This is a genomic window from Hymenobacter metallicola (genome assembly GCF_004745645.1).
GTDB lineage: Bacteria > Bacteroidota > Bacteroidia > Cytophagales > Hymenobacteraceae > Hymenobacter > Hymenobacter metallicola.
In genome coordinates this window covers 461,364-480,068 of the sequence record NZ_SRMB01000002.1, presented here as the reverse complement: position 1 = coordinate 480,068, position 18,705 = coordinate 461,364, and the positions used below count along the sequence as shown (strand labels likewise).

The 18,705-nt window shown below is 56.8% G+C and carries 15 protein-coding genes; 3 read left to right on the top strand and 12 right to left on the bottom strand.

The genetic code is table 11. The annotated features are described in order from the left end of the window. Window positions 1–6 precede the first annotated feature (6 nt). Together E5K02_RS26170 and tatA are read right to left on the bottom strand one after the other, a co-directional pair. Entirely contained in the window at window positions 7–417 is a 411-nt protein-coding gene (locus tag E5K02_RS26170; RefSeq protein WP_135395179.1) for a Sec-independent protein translocase subunit TatA/TatB, read from the bottom strand. 12 nt (window positions 418–429) lie between these two features. Beyond that, window positions 430–651, bottom strand: coding sequence for a twin-arginine translocase TatA/TatE family subunit (tatA, locus tag E5K02_RS12830; RefSeq protein ID WP_135395178.1), 222 nt, complete (start codon window positions 649–651; stop codon window positions 430–432). A gap of 338 nt (window positions 652–989) precedes the next feature. Here tatA and E5K02_RS12825 point away from each other — a divergent pair, with 338 nt between their 5' ends. After that, window positions 990–1,952: a GAF domain-containing DNA-binding protein gene (locus E5K02_RS12825; RefSeq protein WP_135395177.1), complete on the top strand. Its 963-nt coding sequence runs from the start codon at window positions 990–992 to the stop codon at window positions 1,950–1,952. 241 nt (window positions 1,953–2,193) lie between these two features. Here E5K02_RS12825 and E5K02_RS12820 read toward each other — a convergent pair whose 3' ends face one another. From E5K02_RS12820 to E5K02_RS12790, 7 genes are all read right to left on the bottom strand, one after another. Further along, entirely contained in the window at window positions 2,194–3,534 is a 1,341-nt protein-coding gene (locus E5K02_RS12820; RefSeq protein WP_135395176.1) for a murein hydrolase activator EnvC family protein, read from the bottom strand. Window positions 3,535–3,571: 37 nt separating this feature from the next. After that, the gene (locus tag E5K02_RS12815; protein ID WP_135395175.1) at window positions 3,572–4,342 is read right to left on the bottom strand and encodes a DUF4292 domain-containing protein; all 771 of its coding nucleotides are present in this window, start codon (window positions 4,340–4,342) and stop codon (window positions 3,572–3,574) included. Next, the gene (locus E5K02_RS12810; RefSeq protein WP_135395174.1) at window positions 4,335–6,146 is read right to left on the bottom strand and encodes a tetratricopeptide repeat protein; all 1,812 of its coding nucleotides are present in this window, start codon (window positions 6,144–6,146) and stop codon (window positions 4,335–4,337) included. The genes E5K02_RS12815 and E5K02_RS12810 overlap by 8 nt, the downstream gene beginning before the upstream one ends. Window positions 6,147–6,256: 110 nt before the next feature. Continuing rightward, window positions 6,257–7,267: a sugar nucleotidyltransferase gene (locus E5K02_RS12805; RefSeq protein ID WP_135395173.1), complete on the bottom strand. Its 1,011-nt coding sequence runs from the start codon at window positions 7,265–7,267 to the stop codon at window positions 6,257–6,259. A gap of 71 nt (window positions 7,268–7,338) precedes the next feature. Next, window positions 7,339–7,773: a dUTP diphosphatase gene (gene dut, locus E5K02_RS12800; protein WP_135395172.1), complete on the bottom strand. Its 435-nt coding sequence runs from the start codon at window positions 7,771–7,773 to the stop codon at window positions 7,339–7,341. 110 nt (window positions 7,774–7,883) lie between these two features. Then, window positions 7,884–9,389 (bottom strand): oligosaccharide flippase family protein, encoded by a 1,506-nt coding sequence (locus E5K02_RS12795; RefSeq protein WP_135395171.1) that lies wholly within the window; start codon window positions 9,387–9,389, stop codon window positions 7,884–7,886. Window positions 9,390–9,464: 75 nt separating this feature from the next. Next, window positions 9,465–10,253, bottom strand: coding sequence for an enoyl-CoA hydratase/isomerase family protein (locus E5K02_RS12790; protein WP_135395170.1), 789 nt, complete (start codon window positions 10,251–10,253; stop codon window positions 9,465–9,467). 261 nt (window positions 10,254–10,514) lie between these two features. Between E5K02_RS12790 and mscL the strand changes: the two genes are divergently transcribed. Then, the gene (mscL, locus tag E5K02_RS12785; protein ID WP_135395169.1) at window positions 10,515–10,937 is read left to right on the top strand and encodes a large conductance mechanosensitive channel protein MscL; all 423 of its coding nucleotides are present in this window, start codon (window positions 10,515–10,517) and stop codon (window positions 10,935–10,937) included. Window positions 10,938–11,509: 572 nt separating this feature from the next. Beyond that, a complete protein-coding gene (locus E5K02_RS12780; protein WP_135395168.1) occupies window positions 11,510–11,938 on the top strand; it encodes a hypothetical protein in 429 nt (142 codons plus the stop codon). A 257-nt stretch (window positions 11,939–12,195) separates the two neighbouring features. Here the strand turns inward: E5K02_RS12780 and E5K02_RS12775 are convergent, their stop codons facing one another. The 3 genes from E5K02_RS12775 to infB form a co-directional block, all read right to left on the bottom strand. Further along, a complete protein-coding gene (locus tag E5K02_RS12775) occupies window positions 12,196–12,990 on the bottom strand; it encodes a hypothetical protein (protein WP_135395167.1) in 795 nt (264 codons plus the stop codon). A 247-nt stretch (window positions 12,991–13,237) separates the two neighbouring features. Then, entirely contained in the window at window positions 13,238–15,175 is a 1,938-nt protein-coding gene (locus tag E5K02_RS12770; protein WP_135395166.1) for a PKD domain-containing protein, read from the bottom strand. Between the two features lie 406 nt (window positions 15,176–15,581). Further along, window positions 15,582–18,695, bottom strand: coding sequence for a translation initiation factor IF-2 (gene infB, locus E5K02_RS12765; RefSeq protein WP_135395165.1), 3,114 nt, complete (start codon window positions 18,693–18,695; stop codon window positions 15,582–15,584). Window positions 18,696–18,705: the final 10 nt, after the last annotated feature.

Genomic DNA, 18,705 nt, shown 5'->3' with positions numbered 1-18,705 from the left:
TTGCTATCAGTTGGTCATTTGATCAAGGCGGGGCCGCTCTTCCGTGGTCGGAACCGGGGGCGTGATGCCTCCATCCATGGGCGGAGCTACCGTAGTAGCGGGAGCGGTATAAGCGGTAGCGGCGTCGGGCATGTTAGGATGCACCGGCGTTGTAGGGTCGGTAGTAGGAGCAACGGGAGCAGCGGCCGGATACACCGGCGGCGCCTGATACCCCTGATTGGCGCGGGGCTGATCGGCGTTTTCAAATTCGCTGCGGATTTCGCGCGAAGCGTCTTTGAATTCGCGAATGCCTTTCCCCAGGCCCCGGGCCAACTCCGGAATCTTGTTGGCACCAAAGAAGATCAGGATAACGACCATGATCAGCATAATTTCGCCGCCACCAAGGTCGCCTAAGAAAAGAAGCGTGGGAGTCTGCATGGCTGTTATGGGTTACAGACGGGGTTGCGTAGGGTCATTAGGGTTCACTGGCCGGTCGCGAAACTCGGGTTGCTCGTCCTTGGAGGCATCTTTGAACTCACGGATGCCCTTGCCCAAGCCCTTGGCCAACTCCGGAATACGCTTGGCTCCAAACAACAAGATAATAACAAAAAGAATCAGCAGAATTTCGGTAGTGCCGAAGCTGCCAATCAGGAAAAGCGAGGCAAGTGTCATAAACAGGTGGCCTAGGGCCGTTTTGGGGGTGGCAAAGCTTATTGTACGCTAATCAGTGCCGGTTAGGATTGGTAAAAGTACCCGATAATTTTCAAATGGGTTTAACCCGGTAAATTCTGGAGCAAGTTTTCTGCGCGAAGAGAAATCCACTGCTTGGGCCAACTTCGTATATCTCCGAATCTTTAGGCGCCACAACAAGGGCTTCGTCGGTTTTGTGCCAGGTTTTTTCCACTGTATTCGGATTTAAAGGTGGTCTTACGGTACTTTGTTCTGAAGCTTTTTTCTTTTCAAGCTGTTATGGTAGCCGCTGCTTCATCCTGCCTTCATCTGTAGTCCTAATGCCAGTAAAACCGAGCCCGACCATTTCCTCCGATACTGCGACTACTTTTTTTCAACGCAACGCGAGTGAGGCTGAGCGCCTGGAGGCCCTGCGTAACTATCAAGTATTGGATACGCCTCCCGAGGAGGTCTTTGATGACTTGGCTAAGCTGGCGGCCTATATCTGCGGCACGCCCATTTCGCTGGTTTCCTTGATTGATACGGAGCGGCAATGGTTTAAGGCCAATGTTGGGCTGGACGGGGTGGAAAGTACTGAGCGGGAAGTGTCGTTTTGCCAGCATGCAATGTTTGGCAACGATGTATACGAAATTGAAGATGCCGAGCAGGATCCTCTATTTCGTACTAACCCATTAGTAGTCAACGACCCGGGTATTCGTTTTTACGCCGGTGCACCACTCGTAACGCCTGAGGGACACCCTTTGGGCACGCTCTGCGCTATCGACCGGGTGCCGCGCCGCCTCAATGAGCAGCAGCGGGCTGCATTGCGGATTCTGGCGCGGGAAGTTGTGTCGCACCTGGAGCTGCGCCGGGCCCGCCTGCAGCTGGAGCTAGAGCAGCGCAAGCTTGACGGCTTGCTACGCATGGCCAACGATGCGGCCGACTCGCTGTATATGGCAAGCCGCAATGAGCTCTTCATCAAGCAGGACCATAAGCTGGTACGGGTTAGTGCGGCCGATATCCGGTACGTAGAAGCCTTGGGCGACTACGTCAATATTTATGTGGGGCGCGAGCGGCACACGGTGTATAGCACCATGAAGGAACTCGAAACCAAGCTGCCGCCCCGCGAGTTTGCCCGGGTGCACCGCAAATACATTGTGCGCCTCGACCGAATCGTGGCCATTGAAACTGATGCGGCCATAGTCGACACCGGCCGCGGTGGCGAACCCGCTACCAACTTGCTGCCGGTTCCAATTGGCAGTTCCTACAAGGCGGGTTTGCTAAACCGATTAAATTTGGTGTAAACCTGCGCCGGATACAAAATCAATTCCTTTAGCGAGGAAAATTACACTTTCAGCGAAATCGGCTGGTAGTTGACAAAGGTTCAACTATCTTTCGTCCTGTTATCAAGGAATGCTCCGTTGCTGGCGGAGGCTGCGTAAGTCTAAGCGGTTGCGAAGAGGTTTCTGGTAGCTAAGTTTGTTTTCATAGCTCAGAAAGGCACCGTGTACTGCACGGTGTTTTTTTATGCCCAGCCAGTAGTTTCTATTTCCGACCCAGCCAGTTTTCCGGGTTCAGGTTGGAGCTGTTGCGCCACACCTGAAACTGCAGTTCCGAGGTGCCGTCGGGCGAGGTATAGACCGTGCCGATCTGTTGGCGCATATCAACCTGTTGGCCTTCCGTTACGCTAACCGTACGCAATTTGGCATACACGGTGAAATACTCGCCGTGCTGAATCATGACGATGTTGTTCATGCCGGCAATGCTGGAAACGGTCAGGACCTTGCCTTCGAAAATTGACCGCACCGGTTCCCCCGCGCTGGTTTGAATGTCGACGCCCCGGTTTTCGACAATGACGTTTTTCAGCACCGGGTGGGCATGGCGGCCGAAGCGCTGGGATATGAAGCCTTTGGCCACGGGCCACAGCAGACGCCCCCTGTTTTCGGCAAAAGAAGACGATAATTCGGCCGTTTCGTGTGTCAGCGTTACTTTATCCACCCGTTCTACGGCCGCTTCTTCGGCGGCTTCAGCCGCTGCCGTAGCGGCCCGACTGGTCGCAGCTGGGCTGCGCGCCGCAGAGCCCGAATTGCCGGTATTGGCGCGGGCGGCATTAGCCCGGGCTTTCGCTGCCGCGGCGCGGGCGGCGGCCCGGGCGGCTCGGGCAATTTCTTCCCGAACCCGCTCGGCAATCAGGTTGTCAAGGCGGCTGACGGCCTGCTGCCGCGCAGCCAGCTCCTGGCGCAGACTTTCCTCTTGCTGGCTAAGCTTGGTTACGACCTGAACCTGTTGGGTTTTGAGCGTGACCAGGTTGCGGTTTTCCGACAGCTGCGTGGTCAGCAAACTGCTTTTTTCCTGCTTTTTCACCGTTAGGCCCGTAAGCTGCTGGCTGAGGCGCTGCTTGGTGCTGGAAATCTGAGCCGCCTGCGTTTTGCGCACTTCCGAATACTGGCGGATGTAGCGCAGGCGCAGCATAAACTGGTTGAACGACTCGGCCGCAAACAGAAACATGATGCGGTTGTAGCTGTTCGCTGTTTTCGACGAGGCATAAATCATGCGGGCATACTCGGCCCGGAGCTGCTCCAGGCTCTGCTGGGTTTTCTGCACCTGCGTCTCGGTTTGCCGCACATCCGACTCGATGTACTTCAGCTCGGAGGAAATGTTCTTGATGACGCCCTGCTGCACCGTCAACTTCTCTTTTAAGGCATTGAGCTGGCCCACGGAGGCTTCTTTCTGCTTCTGGGTTTGCTCCAGAATACGGCTGGTTTCCTGAATGCGCCGCAGTGTGGCCCGCCGTTCCCGCTCTAGCTGCGCTTTCGATTTTTTCCGCGGAGCCGTCGTCGTGCGGGTGCTGCGCTGGGCCCACACCGGCTCACCGGAGTACAGCATTACTAAACTGGCTACAACTACGAAAAACGCGGTACGCTTACTTTTTGCGAACATAGCCCTTGGGAACCGAGAAGGGGAAGGACAGACTTTCCTTGTCCACATCCACGTTTCGGTAGTTAATAGTAGCCGTCGAGAGCTTGCCCTTGGTGGGCTGCCCTTGGACCAGCACGGCATAAGCAAATGGAAGCCCGCTCGGATCGAGGGGACGGAAGTCGGAGTAATCGACTGTAAACTGGTTCTGCGACTGTTGTTCGGCCAGCTTGATCTGCTGAACCCGGTTGCGGGTCAATTCAATCAGTTGCGTAATCAGGACATTGCCTTCCTGAAACTCCACGCGCTGCATGGGTCCTTCATCCCCGATTTTGGGCGAAGTAGTGGCCTCGGCCGGTAAATAGTTGCCCAGCAGCAGCGCCTGCACCCGGTCGAAGGTGACGGGCACGTTCAGCAAGCGGCTCAGATAGGCATAGTCGCCGGCGTAGTACTCGCGCTGCAAGTAGTTGATTACCTGCACTGAGTCGCGGGTGATATAAGCCCGGACGCCTTCAATACCCAGCGATACCGACAGCCAAATGGCACTGTCCTTCCGTACCCGCACGTTGAGGTTGGCTGTCTGCTGCAGCTGGGGCATATCAATTTTAATCTTGCCCTTGGCCTTCAGATAGCGAAATTCCAGGTTTTTGGCTTTTACCAGTTCAGAGCCTTTAGCTGGGGCTGCCGTTGTGGCCGACTTACTCGGAAATATCTTGTTGCTGCAGCCACTCAGCAGCAACCCCACCCACAGCAATACCAGCGGAAAGCACTTATTCATATAGTTTTTTGTCTTTGATCTTGCGGTCAATCAGGGCCGACGCCCCGCCCGCTTTTTTGGCTCGTTGCCATTCGGCCATGGCCAGTTCTTTTTCGCCGAGCTGGAATAGCACGTCGCCATAATGCTCGATGATGGTGGCGTCGGTGCTGGTTTTCAGCGCCTTTTCCAGGTTCTGACGGGCTCCGGAGTAATCCTTGAGCTTATACAGAACCCAGGCGTAGGTGTCGAGGTAGGTGTCGTTGTTGGGAAACTGCTTCACCAGCTTGCCCGACATTTCCTTGGCTTTGTCCAGCTTTTCGCCCCGCATCGAGAGGAAGTAGCTGTAGTTATTCAAGGCCTGGGCATTATTGGCATCAAACGTCAGGGCCGCCTCGTAGGCCGCGTCCGACTTGGCGTATTCCTTAAGCTCGTGGTAGGCGTCGCCCAGCTGGGTATCAATCTGAGCCAGCAGTTCCGGGTTATCGGTGGCCAGCTTGCGGCCATACTCCAGGGCCTTGACCCCTTTAACGGGCTGCTTTTTCAGAATTTGGGCCACTCCGTTGTAATACCACAGCGGAGCCTGGTTGGGAAATAATTCCAACGCCCGGTCGGAGTGCTGCAGCAGCGAGTCTATCTGGTTCAGTTCGGCATCAATGAGTACTACTTGCTGCCAGATCTGAAACTTGGAGTTGTCGAGCTTGATGGCCTTCAGGTAGTTGGCGCGGGCCAGCTCCTTGCGTTCAGTAATGGTTTGAATGTCGCCGGCTACGGAAAAGGCCTTGGCTTCTTTCGGGTGTACGCGGGTGGTAATGTCGGCCAGGTCCAGGGCAATTTTCTCCAGGGCCGGGTTGGGCAGCTGCTTGATGTAGTCAACCAGGATGCGAACCTTCTCGTCGATATCCAGGGCCGGACTCTCGAAGGCCAGCTTGATTTGCTTGTCCGACTCGGGCCGGTTGTTTTGCTGCCGGTAGATGTCGGCCAGAATCATCCGTGCCTGGGGGTTGTCGGCATCCTGCTTCAGGGCCTTTTCGGCCACCCGGATAGCATCCGCAAACCGGTTATTGGCCGCGTACATTTCGGCCTGGGCCAGCACGTAGCGGATTTCGTCGGGGTTGGACGCAATCAGGGCCTCTCCTTCCTGCAGGGCCTTATCCAGGTTGTTCTGCTTGAGGTAGATCTGCTGCTTTTTAAACGATACTTCATCCAGAGGACCAAACTGCTTTTCGGCCTGCTCGAACGTCGTCAGCGCCTCGTTCAGCTTACCCTGAGCCATATATAAGTCGGCCAGGTTGAACAGGTAGTACCCCGAATCGGGCACGTCCCGAATCAGGCTGGTGTAGACCTTGGCCGCCTGGTCGTACTGCTTTTGGGTCGAGTAAATCTGGGCCAGCAGCAGGTAGTAGTAGGAGTTCTTGGGGTCGAGCTTGACGGCCACCTGCGCGAAATTGGTAGCATCCTTGAGGTTGCCGCTGAGCAGGTTGGTTTCCGCAATTTTGTAGTTGATGGCCGCGTTGGTCGGGTTTAGCGCGTAGGCCTTCAACAGCCGCTCCAGGGCTTTGTTGTAGTCTTCGAGCAGCACGTATTTCACGCCCTCCACAAAGAACGACTCGCTCATCTCCCGGTCTTTTTCTGACAGCTCCCGTACCTGCTGCCGGGCTGCATCGACCTCCGCTCGGCGGGCTAGCTCCTTGCGCTCTTTGCGCGAAAGTTTTTGCGGTTTGGCATCGGCCGGGGCTGCTTCCGGGCTGGCTGACTGCTGGGCGTAGCCTGGCCCGGCCAGCAGCAGGCTCAGCAGGAGAAGCGTAAAAGGGGCAAATCGACTCATGAGCGCAGTAGCACGGACGGCGGTTGGCCGTTCAAAAAGGAGTTACGCTAAATAAACAAATCTGCGAACAGAAGTCCGCGCTACTGCTAACATCAAGAGCGACAAAAATATCACACGCGCAGCGTGTTGTAATCACCTAGGCTTAGGTCGTTGGGGGTGCCGGTTACGGTAGCAAAGTTGCCAATCATGGAGTTGGTTACGTTGCCGTGCAACACCGAGGCCGACTGCTGCACAATGGAATTTGATACCACCGAGCTCCGGACGTTGCTGTTGTCGCCCAAAGACACGTGTGGCCCAATTACAGAATCCGTTACTACCACGTTTTCGCCGATGTATACCGGGGGGATAACGACGGAGTTGACCAGCTTAGCCGATTCGGCTACCAGATTTTCGCTGCGTTCCTGCAAATACTCCAGGTAACGCTGGTTGGTGTACACGGTAGCATCCTTGTTGCCGCAGTCGAGCCACTCGGTGACGCGGCCGGGCACGAAGGTCGTACCCTTGTTTTTCATGTTTTCCAGGGCGTTGGTGAGCTGGTACTCGCCCTTGTCCTTGATGTCGTTGTCGAGCAGGAACTGCAGCTCATCGCGCAGGTAGTCGCCATCCTGGAAGTAGTAGATGCCGATAATGGCCAAGTCGGACACAAACTCCTGGGGCTTTTCCACGAAGTCAGTAATCTGGCCCTTGTCGTCGAGCTTCACCACCCCAAACGGCTTGGGGTCGTCCACGCGCTGCACCCAGATGGTGCCGGCGGCCGAGCTGTCGAGGGTAAAGTCAGCCTTGAAGAGCGTGTCGGCAAAGGCTACCACCAGCGGGCCGCTCAACGAATCTTTGGCGCACAAAATGGCGTGGGCCGTGCCCAGGGGCTCATCCTGGTAGTAAATTGAGCCTTTGGCGCCTACGGATTCGGCAATCTGCACCAGGCTTTTCTCCACTGTTTCGCCGAAGCGGCCAATAATGAAAGCCACTTCCTCTACCTGCTCGCCGCATACTTTGGCAATATCTTCCACTAAACGCTGCACGATGGGTTTACCGGCAATTGGAATCAGGGGCTTGGGAACTGTCAGTGTGTGGGGGCGCATGCGCTTACCCATGCCGGCCATCGGAACGATGATTTTCATAGCGGAAAAAAGAGAGTTGGTTAAGTAGTTGTCTTAGGTGTTCTGCAGTACGGAAAGAGCCCGGGGTGCGGTTACTTGGTGCCCGTGCTCCCGTAGCCCCCCGCGCCCCGTTCGGTTTCGGTGAGTTCGGCCACTTCCTGCCATTCGGCGGTTTCGTGGCGGGCTACGACCAGTTGGGCAACTCGTTCCCCATCCTGCACCTCAAAATCGACGTCGGAGAGGTTGACCAGCAGGACCTTCAGCTCGCCGCGGTAGTCGGCGTCGATGGTGCCCGGGCTATTCACGATGCTGATGCCATGCTTGTAGGCCAAGCCGCTGCGGGGGCGCACCTGCACCTCGTAGCCTACGGGAATTTCCAGGTATAGACCCGTGGGGATAAGGGCGCGTTGCAGGGGCTTCAACGTAACAGGCTCCGTGAGGTTGGCCCGCACGTCCATTCCAGCGGCATGCGCCGTCTGGTAAGCGGGCAGCGGATGGTGGGAGCGGTTGATAACGGGAATGTGCATGAGAGGCGACAAAGCAAATCAGGTTTGGCCGCAAAGATAGGCCGAACCAAATATGAATAAGTTTAAGAAGATTTATTGCGACAAAAAGAATGAGGGCGTCGCCAATACGGCTAGGAGCGAGCCATCAGGCGGCCGGGGCGCTCCACCAGATACAGCAAGGCCACAAACAGCAGGCACAAACCCACGTGAAAGGCGTGGCGCAGCCAGAAATCAGCCACGGGCACAAACCACCCCAGCGCCACAATTCCGCAGGCCAGCGCCAACCACAGGCCCAGGCGGGCAGCAGGGTAGGGTACCGGAAAATGCTTGTCGCCCAGGCGCCAGCACACAATGGCCATCATGGCGTAGCAGGCCAGGGTCGTCAGAGCGCTGCCCAGATAGCCCAGCACCGGAATCAGCAGGAAGTTGAGAGCAATGGTCAGCAGGGCCCCGCCGAAGCCGATGTAGGTGCCGTAGTAGGTCTTGTCGGTGAGTTTAAACCAGACCGACAAATTCCAGTAGACGCCCAGAAACAGGTTGGCCAGCAGTAGCACGGGCACTACGCCCAGCCCTTCGCGGTACTCGGCCCGGTGCAGAAACAGCAAGCCAAAGTCTTCCACGTTCACGCTGACCACCACAAAAATGACGGCGCAGCTCAGCGTAAACCATTTCAATACCAAAGCAAAAGTGCGGGGCGAGTTCTTATCGGTGCTTTGGGCAAAGAAAAATGGCTCGGCCGCATAGCGAAAGGCTTGGGTGACGAGCTGCATAAAGATGCTGAGCTTGTAGCAGGCCCCGTAAATACCAACTGCCGTGAGGCTGCTTTTGCCGGGGTAAAACCCTTCGGGCAGCCACAGCGGCAGCAGAATCCGGTCCAGGGTTTCGTTCACCATGCCGGCCAGGCCCATGAGCATAATCGGATAGGCGTACTTGAGCAACGGCCGCAGCGGCTCCAGATTCAGGCGGAAACGGAAGTCGGTCAGCTCCCGGCCCAGCAGTAGCAGCGTGAAAGCACTAGCGGCCAGGTTCGACAGAAACACATAGCCCACGCCTACGCTCGGGTCGTAGAGCTGGGCTACCAGGGGCTGCAGGCCCGTCAGGTACTTGCCGGCCAGCACATCGGGGCAGAAGACAATGAAAAAGATGTTTAGCCCAACGTTGAGCAGGATGTTGGCCATGCGAATGGCCGCAAACTTACGAGCCTTGTTTTCGAGCCGCAGACGAGCAAACGGAATAGCGGCCACGGCGTCCAGACCCAGAATCAAGGCTATCCAAATGGCGTAGCGTTCCTGGCCCGGGGGCAAATCGAGCAGGCCCATCAGCGGCCGGGCCAGCAGGGCCAGCAGGGCCGTAAGGGCCGCGCTGCTGAAGAGCAGCAACGTCATTACCCGGTCGTAGAGCTCCTGCCGGTCGGTGCCGGTGCGGTTGGCAAAGCGGAAAAAGGTCGTTTCCATGCCGTAGGTAAACACCACGTTCAGAAACGACACATAGGCATACAGGCCCGTGACGATGCCATATTCGGCTGCCGCAAACCGCGCCGTGTAAATCGGGACCAGCAGGTAGGACAGCACGCGCCCCACAATACTGCTAATGCCGTACACGGCCGTTTGGCTGGCCAGCTTCTTTGCTATACTCATGCTGCTATTCGCTCATCAGGCGTGCGCCGGGAGCTGTTTGCCTCCGCTGCCGCACGCCTGATTCGGATGTGAAATCTATTTGCCGGTGAAAACAGCCGGGCGCTTTTCCAGGAAAGCGGTGGTGCCTTCGCGGAAGTCGTCGGAGGCGAAGCTGTGCCCAAAGGAGTTGGCCTCGGTCTGGTAGCCGTTCATTTCCTTGTCGTAGTAGGCATTCACGCAGTCGATGACCAGGCCCACGGCCAGCGGCGCCTTGCTTAGAATTTTGGTCATCAGCTGCTCACAAAACGGGAGCAGCTCGGCCTGGGGCACTACGTGGTTGACCAGGCCCAGGCGGTGGGCTTCCTCGGCCTTGATCTGGTCGCCGGTTAATAGCAGCTCCAACGCTTTGCCCTTGCCTACGAGCTGGGTCAGGCGCTGGGTGCCGCCGTAGCCCGGAATCAGGCCCAGGTTCACTTCCGGCTGGCCGAAGCGGGCATTTTCGGAGGCCACGCGCATGTGGCAGGCCATGGCCAGTTCGCAGCCGCCGCCCAGGGCAAAGCCATTTACGGCGGCAATAACGGGCTTGGTGCTTTCTTCCAGCATGCAAAAGGCTTCCTGTCCCCGCTCGGCGGCGCGCCGCCCGCTGATGTCGTTCAGGGCCGCCAGCTCCGAAATATCAGCTCCCGCCACAAACGCCTTTTCACCACTGCCCGTCAGAATAATACCGCGCACCTGCGAGTCATCCAGGGCTTGCTGGGTAGCCTCCCGGATTTCCTCAATGGTGGCAGCGTTCAGCGCATTCAGCTTGCTGGGCCGGTTCAGGGTGATGGTCAGGATGCCGGTGGCAGCATCGAGGGAGTAGAGCAGGTTTTCGAAGGTAGCCATGCGAAGGGTAGGACAGAAAAGGAGTGAGCAATAAAGGCAAAGATAGCGCAAAAGCCCGGCCCTGACCGGGCAGCCCGCGCCTCGCTCAGCGACAATTGCTTGCCCTTCAGCTATCAGGGCCTGCCATCTGGCGAGAGAATAACAAGCCGGTAGGGGATAGAATATATTTTGCTGATATGATATAAGAAAAGCCTAGTATCACGAATATATTATATTTAGCAGCATTACTTCCTGGCTTCTCACCCTAACCCCCCTCTCGACATGGGCTTTGTATCGGAGTTTAAAGAGTTCATTTCCAAAGGTAATGTTCTCGATTTGGCGGTCGGCGTAATCATTGGCGCGGCGTTCGGCAAGATCGTAAGTTCGCTTACCGACGACATTCTGATGCCCATTCTGGGGTTTGCCACCGGTGGCATCGACTTCAAGGAATGGTACCTGCCCCTCGACGGCAACACTTACGCCAGCCTCGACGCAGCTAAAGCCGCCAAGGCGGCAACCATCAATTACGGACTGTTTCTGAACGCCATTTTCTACTTCGTCATTATTGCCTTCTGCGTGTTTCTGATTGTGAAGTTTGCCAACCGCTTCAAAAAGCCGCCCGTCGTAGTGGCCGTGGCCGATCCGGCTCCCACTAAAGATCAAGCCCTGCTCATGGAAATCCGGGACGCGCTACGAGCCCGATAATTCTGCTTGTAAGCCCTACAGGCACTCCCACGCTAAGCAAGGCCTTGTAGGTAGGGCTGTACAAGAGCGATTCCCTCCGGTTCGGTGCGGTTGGCTAAGCCAAGCCCGTTTGCGCAGAGCTAACCAGAAGGTGGAGCCCTGGGGTTGCTCGTCGTTAGCAAGAACTTGTTGGCTGACCTATCGTAAAGCAGCTGCGCATCAGCTCCGAAGAATATGATATTTCAAAGTGAACTGCATCGGTTGAGCAATTGCCCTGTAGCTTCTCAGTTAGGTAGACGGGACCAAGAAATCCAGGTTGCCTCAAGCACAACAGCGTGGATAAGGCCAGAAATGTCGGATCCCGAGTGCTAACGGGGATGTTCTGCTGCCTTCGAATGCAAAATGCAGGCGTGTCGCTTCAGCAGTGAAGCCCTGTGGTACGGCCACGAACTGTGAAGTAGTGGCTTGATTCATAGGATTTAACGAAATTGAACTATCTTTGGCAGGGGCCGGTTTTGCAGTCCGGAATTAATTGGTGCGGATGTTGCGTCGGTGCGGCTACGCTTGCTTGTCTTTCTCTCACTCTATTGCGCATGAAAAAGCTGATTGCCGCTATGCTGCTGGCTGGTTCAAGTCTAGTTGGCTACCAGGCTCAGGCCCAGGTATCGGAGCCGCGGCCAGATACGCCGGCCGGCTCCCGCAAGGCCTCCCGTAAAGCCTCCGGGGCTGATATTGCCCGCATGCAGCGTCGCATGAGTATGAATCCGGATGACGTAAAGCGCGACCAACAGCTCGAAATCTTAGAAGCTCGCTCGGGCGGTACTTCTAACACCAGCTTTGGGCGTGCCGCGGGTCCGGCCCGGCAGTATGATAAAGGCAGTTCCGGGTTTGTGGTCCGCAAATTCAAGGATAAGCGGGGCACCGCTCAGCAGAAGCGTGGCCAGAGCCGCCGGGCCCCAGGCATCGACCCCAAAGGCAAGCCGCTAACGCACAAAAAGAAGCACCGCTTCCTATTCTTTTAGGCACTACGGTTCAACTAGTCAATAAAAAAGCCCCGCAGCAATACTGCGGGGCTTTTTGCATCTTCAGCTGCCTCAGGGCCACCGTTCGCCCCCAACGCTGCTGAAGAAGTATTGTGTTGAGTTGTCTCCGGTAGCATCCGGTCATTGTATGCAGGTCAGCCTTCTGCTTTACGATTGATTTGGCGAGCAGGTAACACTAGCTTAAGAAAATCTCGCACCGGCCTTTGGCCGCATACACGCGCCGCGGTAGCAGCTAGTTAGAACTTCGCCGCCAGACCTACTTTCAGGTACGACATGTCGTAACCCAGCTCAGCGAAAGCGCCGATGTTGTTGGTAAAGAAATACCGGGCCCCAGCGAAGATGCCGGAGTGGGCGTAGGTGCTGCTAGAGTAGTAGTCGGCCGAAGAGTCGTCGTTGTCCGAATACGAGAAGACGCGTACACCCAGCGTCAGGCCGGCGTAAGTGTCCAGCTTGGGCGTTTGAAAGATGTTGTAGTGGTAGGTACCGCGCAGGGCCACGTAGGTGTTGCTCCAGGTGCCACGGTAGCCAGCGTATTTCCAGGTGTCGGCGCGGTAGCCGACTAGGCCGCCTACGCCAATCGTGCCGGGGCCCAGGCCTTCCTTGATACCGTGCTCAAACGAGACACTCATTACTGGCGTGGAGCTGTAGTTGCTGCCTACTATGGAATAGCCGTAGCCTACGCCCAGCAAACCAACGCCCAGGTTGACCATGTTGGTACCCTTGCGAAACAGCTCACCCGATGCCTCCGTTGTGCTGGTTGTGGTACTGGCCGGAGTTGTCGTTTCGGCGGGGGCGGGCGTTGCGGCGGGTGCAGGGGCCGGCGTGGGTTTGGTAACGGGTTTAGCCGTTGTAGCAGGCTTAACGGCGGGCTTAGTCGTTGCTTTTGTCGTCGTAGAGGTCTTCGTGACGGTCGTCTTCGTAGCCGGCGCCGAGCTAGTGCTGGCCGCTTTGGCTGGAGTTTTGGTTTGCGCAACGGCCGATCCGCAGGTCGCAGCAGCAGCTAAGAGGATGGTAGTAACAAGTGCTTTCATAATGGTTGGTAGGTTTTGAGGCGCAAGTTGGTTGATGTTGTCCAATTATTTCCTGAACTGATGCAAAATTAGGCTAGCGCTAGACCTGAGGCAATAACATGATGATGTGAGAGTATAGATAAACTACTGTATATGAGAAATTAAATACTTTAAAGACTAGTTGAAGCTCAAGCAAAAAAAGTTGGGCCAAACAAAAAAGGAGAGCTGCTAGGCTCTCCTTTTTCTTAGATCAAGCAGATCAGTTCTTCTAGTGCTTGTCGTAGCGGATACTGCTCCACTGGGCCCACGAGCCAGGTGCCGTATCAAAATAGATGCCTTCCCAGTCGCCTGCCGCCGGACTGTTGGCCGCCCCGTTGCCATTCGAGTCCCCGCCCTGGGTGTCGTCTTTCACGGAAGTGAAAAGCACTCCGGTGCCAGTAGCGTTGAGTAGCTGGCCAGGGGTTCCTTCGCGCAGAATTACTTCCACGTCACGGGTAAACTTAAGCACCACGTTATTGGCTAGTGCCAGAGTTTTGTTTTTGGCAACATCCACATCAGTGGTATTTACATACGCCAGCTCGGTTTCACCCCAGCTCACGTTTGGCTTGCTGACATTATTATCCCAATAGACAATAATGCCCTGATACATGTTTTTCTCGCTGCTATTGACTGGGTTGTGGAAGGTGTTCGAGTTATCCAGGTCAAAGCTGGAGGTAATAGACAGCGGCCGGATATTGTCATAGAAAATATTACCCTGAATAAGGGTGCCGGCATCGGCCCGATAGGCATCCAGGGCCGCGTCCGTCACAATTGAAACATCTTCCCCGTTGTGGGCAAACGTACACTGCGTTACCGTAGCCGAGCCCCCAAACAAGTCGAGCGTAGAACCTCCCGAGCCGCCGTACAAAAATTGGCAATGCTCAAAAGCCGACCCGTTGGTGCCATTGATCAGAACAGCCCGCCAGTCTTTCTTGGCCGGAGCCGTGGTATTGCCGTCGTGGTTGGTGTCGCCCCCGTGGCTGTCGTCGAGGTAGCTGGTCACCACAATGGGCTGCGCGGCGGTGCCCCGGGCCAGCAGGCGGCCAGCGCCGTTGAGTTGTACACTGGTGCCTGCTTTCATTTTCAGCGTCACGCCTGGCATTAAGGTCAAAGGAGCGTCCCAGCCCGTATTTTCCATGACGAAAGGCACTTCCGTTTCCCCCAAGGTCAGGGCCGGGGAGTTACCGCTGGTATCTTCCATCCAGATGCCATTGTAGTCGTTGGTTTGGCCGGTGTTTTGGGGGTTATGAAATACGTTGGAGTCGTCGAGGCTAAACAAATTGATGATGCGCATCGGCAGCTCGTTGCCGTAAAACGTGTTGTTTTGGATGACGGTACCCGCCAAGGAATTACCGGCATCCAGCGTGCCTGAGAAGGAGGGAGCTCCCCCGCCATTGCGGGTGAAAGTGCAGTTCTTGACGGTAGCAGCTGCGCCCCACAGGTCGAGCGCACTACCACTGCTGCCGGCGTACATAAACTGGCAATGCTCGAAGCGGGAGCCACTTTGCCCACTCAGGCTTATTTCGGACCAGTACTTTTTGGCCGGCGTGGTAGCGGTGCCGTCGCCGTTGGTGTCGCCGCCGCGGGCATCGTCCAGGTAAGACGTAAAGAAAATAGGCTCGGCAGCGGTGCCGGCCGCCTCAATCCGGCCTCCCGAGGTAAGAGTTAGCCCCGCCCCATTTTTAAACTTGATGACGGCGCCGGGTTGAATCGTGAGGGTGTTGCTGATGCCTACTGAGCTTTCTACCACGTACACCTTGCAGCTTTGCCAGGTGGTTGGCGTTGTTATGGAGCTATTTACTGGTACCACGCTGTAGCTGCAGGCAGCTCCGCTCCCAACCACGATCTTACGGCTTGTTGTGTCGCTGCCACCCGCACCTTCCACCAGCAGCTTCACCCGGAAAGTCCCGGCCTGTGCATAAGCATGATCAAACTGCACCTCCGACTGCGTACCGGTAGTGCCATCACCAAAGTTCCAGGTATACTTGGTGGCATGCTGGGAGGCGTTTTTGACCGTCACCGGGCAGGTACCCTGGCAGGTACTGCTGGTCAGGGTAAAAGTGGCGGTGGGCTTGGGAGCAGGATCCTCCGGTTTGTCTTTACAGGAGTTGAGGATCAGCAGGCTGATTGCAAGCAGCAATACCCGCTGAGAGAAAAGCGTCGACATTAGTCAGGTATAAGATGTGAAAGGATGCACTGGCAGGGGCCGCCTAAGGACCGCGCAACTCGGGTCAGTAACAGCAGCAGGAAGTGCGACAAAATTATCGGACCACTTTGCTGTCATCAATCACATCATCAGGCGCTAACACCCCAACCAGTATGCTAGTAAGCTGAGTAGCTTGCTACAACTTGCGCTAGTGTGTTAAGTATAGTCAAGTAACCTTGCTGAGTACAGTCTTGTACTTCAGGTAGTTATTGTATAATAAAATAAGTAGAGTGCAAGTCGCCGACAAAATCCAGTCAGGCCGACATATCACATCAATTAGGGAGGTGAGCCCATAGAAATAGCCACAAAACAAAACGCCCCGGCTGTTTTCAGCCAGGGCGTTTTCACTATATGATTGGAAAGCTTCTTACAGCGTCCGCTTAACTTCTTTCTCTTCGAAGCCCTCAATGTTGTCGCCTTCGCGCAGGTCATTGAAGCCTTTAATCGAGATACCGCACTCGTAGCCTTGGCGTACTTCCGACACGTCGTCTTTGTAACGCTTCAGGGCCGAGATGTCGCCCGAGTGCACCACGATACCATCGCGCACCACCCGCACTTTGGTATTGCGGGTGAAGGAGCCTTCCGTTACCATACAGCCGGCAATGCTGCCCACTTTGGTAATGTTGAACACCTGCCGTACCTCGGCGTTGGCTACCACTACTTCCTGCACCGTTGGGGCCAGCATGCCTTCCATGGCATCCTTCACCTCATTGATGGCATTGTAGATGATCGAGTAGAGACGGATATCGATCTGCTCGTTGTCGGCCAGCTTACGGGCACTCTGCGAGGGCCGCACCTGGAAACCGATAATGATGGCGTCGGAAGCCGAAGCCAGCAGTACGTCCGATTCGGAGATGGCCCCCACGCCTTTGGAGAGGATGTTCACCTTTACTTCCGGCGTCGAGAGCTTGAGCAGCGAGTCGGAGAGAGCTTCTACCGAACCGTCCACATCACCCTTCACAATAACGTTGAGCTCCTTGAACGAACCGATAGCCAGACGGCGACCAATTTCATCCAGCGTGATGTGCTTCTTGGTCCGCATGCTCTGCTCGCGGGTGAGCTGCTGACGCTGGGTGGCCAGTTCGCGGGCTTCGCGCTCAGTTTCCATTACCTGCAGCTTATCACCGGCCTGGGGCGCGCCCGTCAGACCAAGCACCTGCACCGGGGTGGCCGGGCCAGCTTGCTTCATCTTTTTGCCGCGGTGGTCGGTCATGGCCTTCACGCGGCCGTAGTGCGGACCTGCCAGTACTACGTCGCCTACTTTCAGCGTACCGGTTTGCACCAGCACCGTAGTTACATAGCCACGGCCTTTGTCCAGCATGGCTTCGATAACAGCACCTACAGCGTTGCGGTCGGGGTTAGCCTTCAGTTCGAGCAGTTCCGCTTCGAGCAGAACCTTCTCCAGTAGATCCTCGATACCAAGACCGGTTTTGGCCGATACTTCCTGCGACTGGTACTTACCACCCCATTCTTCCACCAGGATGTTCATCTGCGACAGTTCTTCGCGAATCTTCTCCGAGTTGGCGCCGGGCTTATCAATCTTGTTCATCGCAATAACGATGGGCACGCCCGCCGCTTGCGCGTGGTTGATGGCTTCCCGCGTCTGGGGCATTACCGAGTCGTCGGCTGCTACCACGATGATGGCAATGTCCGTAATCTTGGCACCACGGGCACGCATAGCGGTAAAGGCTTCGTGACCCGGGGTATCGAGGAAGGTGACGCGCTTGCCCGATTTGGTCATTACGTCGTAGGCCCCGATGTGCTGGGTGATACCGCCGGCTTCCCCTTTGGCTACGCTGGCATTACGGATGTAGTCCAGCAGCGAGGTTTTACCGTGGTCGACGTGACCCATGATGGTCACGATAGGCGCCCGGGGCTGCAGATCTTCTTCGTTGTCGTCGAGGGTGGTATCTACTTCCTCTTCCTCCGCCGACAGGAATTCCACGTCGTAGCCGAATTCGTCGGCAATGACGGTAATGGCTTCCGCATCGAGGCGCTGGTTGATGGAAACGAACATGCCCATGTTCAGGCACACCTTGATTACCTCGTTCACCGAAACGTCCATCAGCGAAGCCAAGTCATTGGCGGAGATGAACTCGGTTACTTTCAGGGTTTTGGCATCCAGCTCGTTCTGAGCCCGCTGGGCTTCACGGTCTTCGGCTACCCCGGCCCGCTTGTCGCGGCGGTATTTAGCGCGGTTGTTCTGGTTGCCACCACGGCCGCCGCTGAGTTTAGCCAGCGTCGCCTTGATTTGCTCCTGAATCTGCTTGTCGTTCTGCTCAGGCGTATTGGCCACTGCTGCCGGGCGGGGAGCATTCTGTCCGCCACCCTGGCCGGGGCGCTGACCAGGCCCACCGGGGCGCTGACCGGGGCCGCCGGGGCGCTGACCGGGCTGACCACCACCGGGGCGGTTGCCCTGGTAGCCGCCACCGCCTTGGCCCGTGTTCTGACCACCTTGGCCGCCTTGGCCTCCTGTAGTAGGAGCACCCGGGGCAGGCATACGCTGACGCTTCTTTTTGTTGTCAGTGCCGAGGCCGCTCTTGCGAACATCGGATGAGGCTACAGGGCGAGCATTGCGGCCTCCTCGACGGGAGGAATCCAGGGGAAGCTCGATCTTACCAAGAACGGTGAGGCCCTTGAGTTGATCCGCTTTAGCGACAATGGTACCGGCGGCCTCTTCCGTGGGCTGCTCGGGAGCTGCGGGCTCAGAAGCAGGCGCTGGGGAAGCAGGAGCCGGCTGAGGCGCTGGGGTAGGAGCGGGCTGCGGAGCTGCGGCTACTGGAGCCGGAGCCGCTGGTGCGGCAACTGGGGCTGGCGCGGCCGGCGTAATCTCCTCTTTGGGCGCAGGTTTGGTTTCCGCCGCTGGAGCTGAAACCGGAGCAGCAGGTTTGGTTTCTGCTACAGGAGTAGGAGTTGGAACCGGAGCCGGTGCGGGCTGAGGCGCTGGGGTAGGAGCGGGCTGCGGAGCCGCGGCTACAGGGCGCGGAGGCACCGGGCGGCCCTTCGAATCCAGCTCAATCTTGCCTAACACCTTCAAGCCGGGCACCTTAGGTGCTTCAGGCTCGGCCGGAGCAGCTGCTACTGGTGCCGCGGGGGCAACCGGCTTCACCTCAGCCACTGGAGTAGGCTGGGGCGCTGGCGTAGCAACGGGCTTTGCTTCTTCGGCTGGTTTGGGAGCTGGGGCCGGAGTGGGCACGGCGGGGCTCGTAGCTTTGGGCGCTACAGGTTCCGGCCGGGGGGTAGGGGCTACTTCCTGCTCATTCTGGCGCTTAGCCTGGCTGAGTTTGGTAGCCTCCATCTTGTCTTGCGCCGAGGACGCAAACTCCCGTTCCAGCAGGCCTACCTGTTCGGCAGTCAGCTTCGTGGTAGGTTTATTTTCTACCTGATGTCCTTTCCTGGCCAAAGTCTCGACGACTGTGCCCATTCCAATATTCAGGTCTTTGGCTGCCTGCTGGAGCCGTTTAGGTGCTGCTTCCGCCATTCTATGCTCG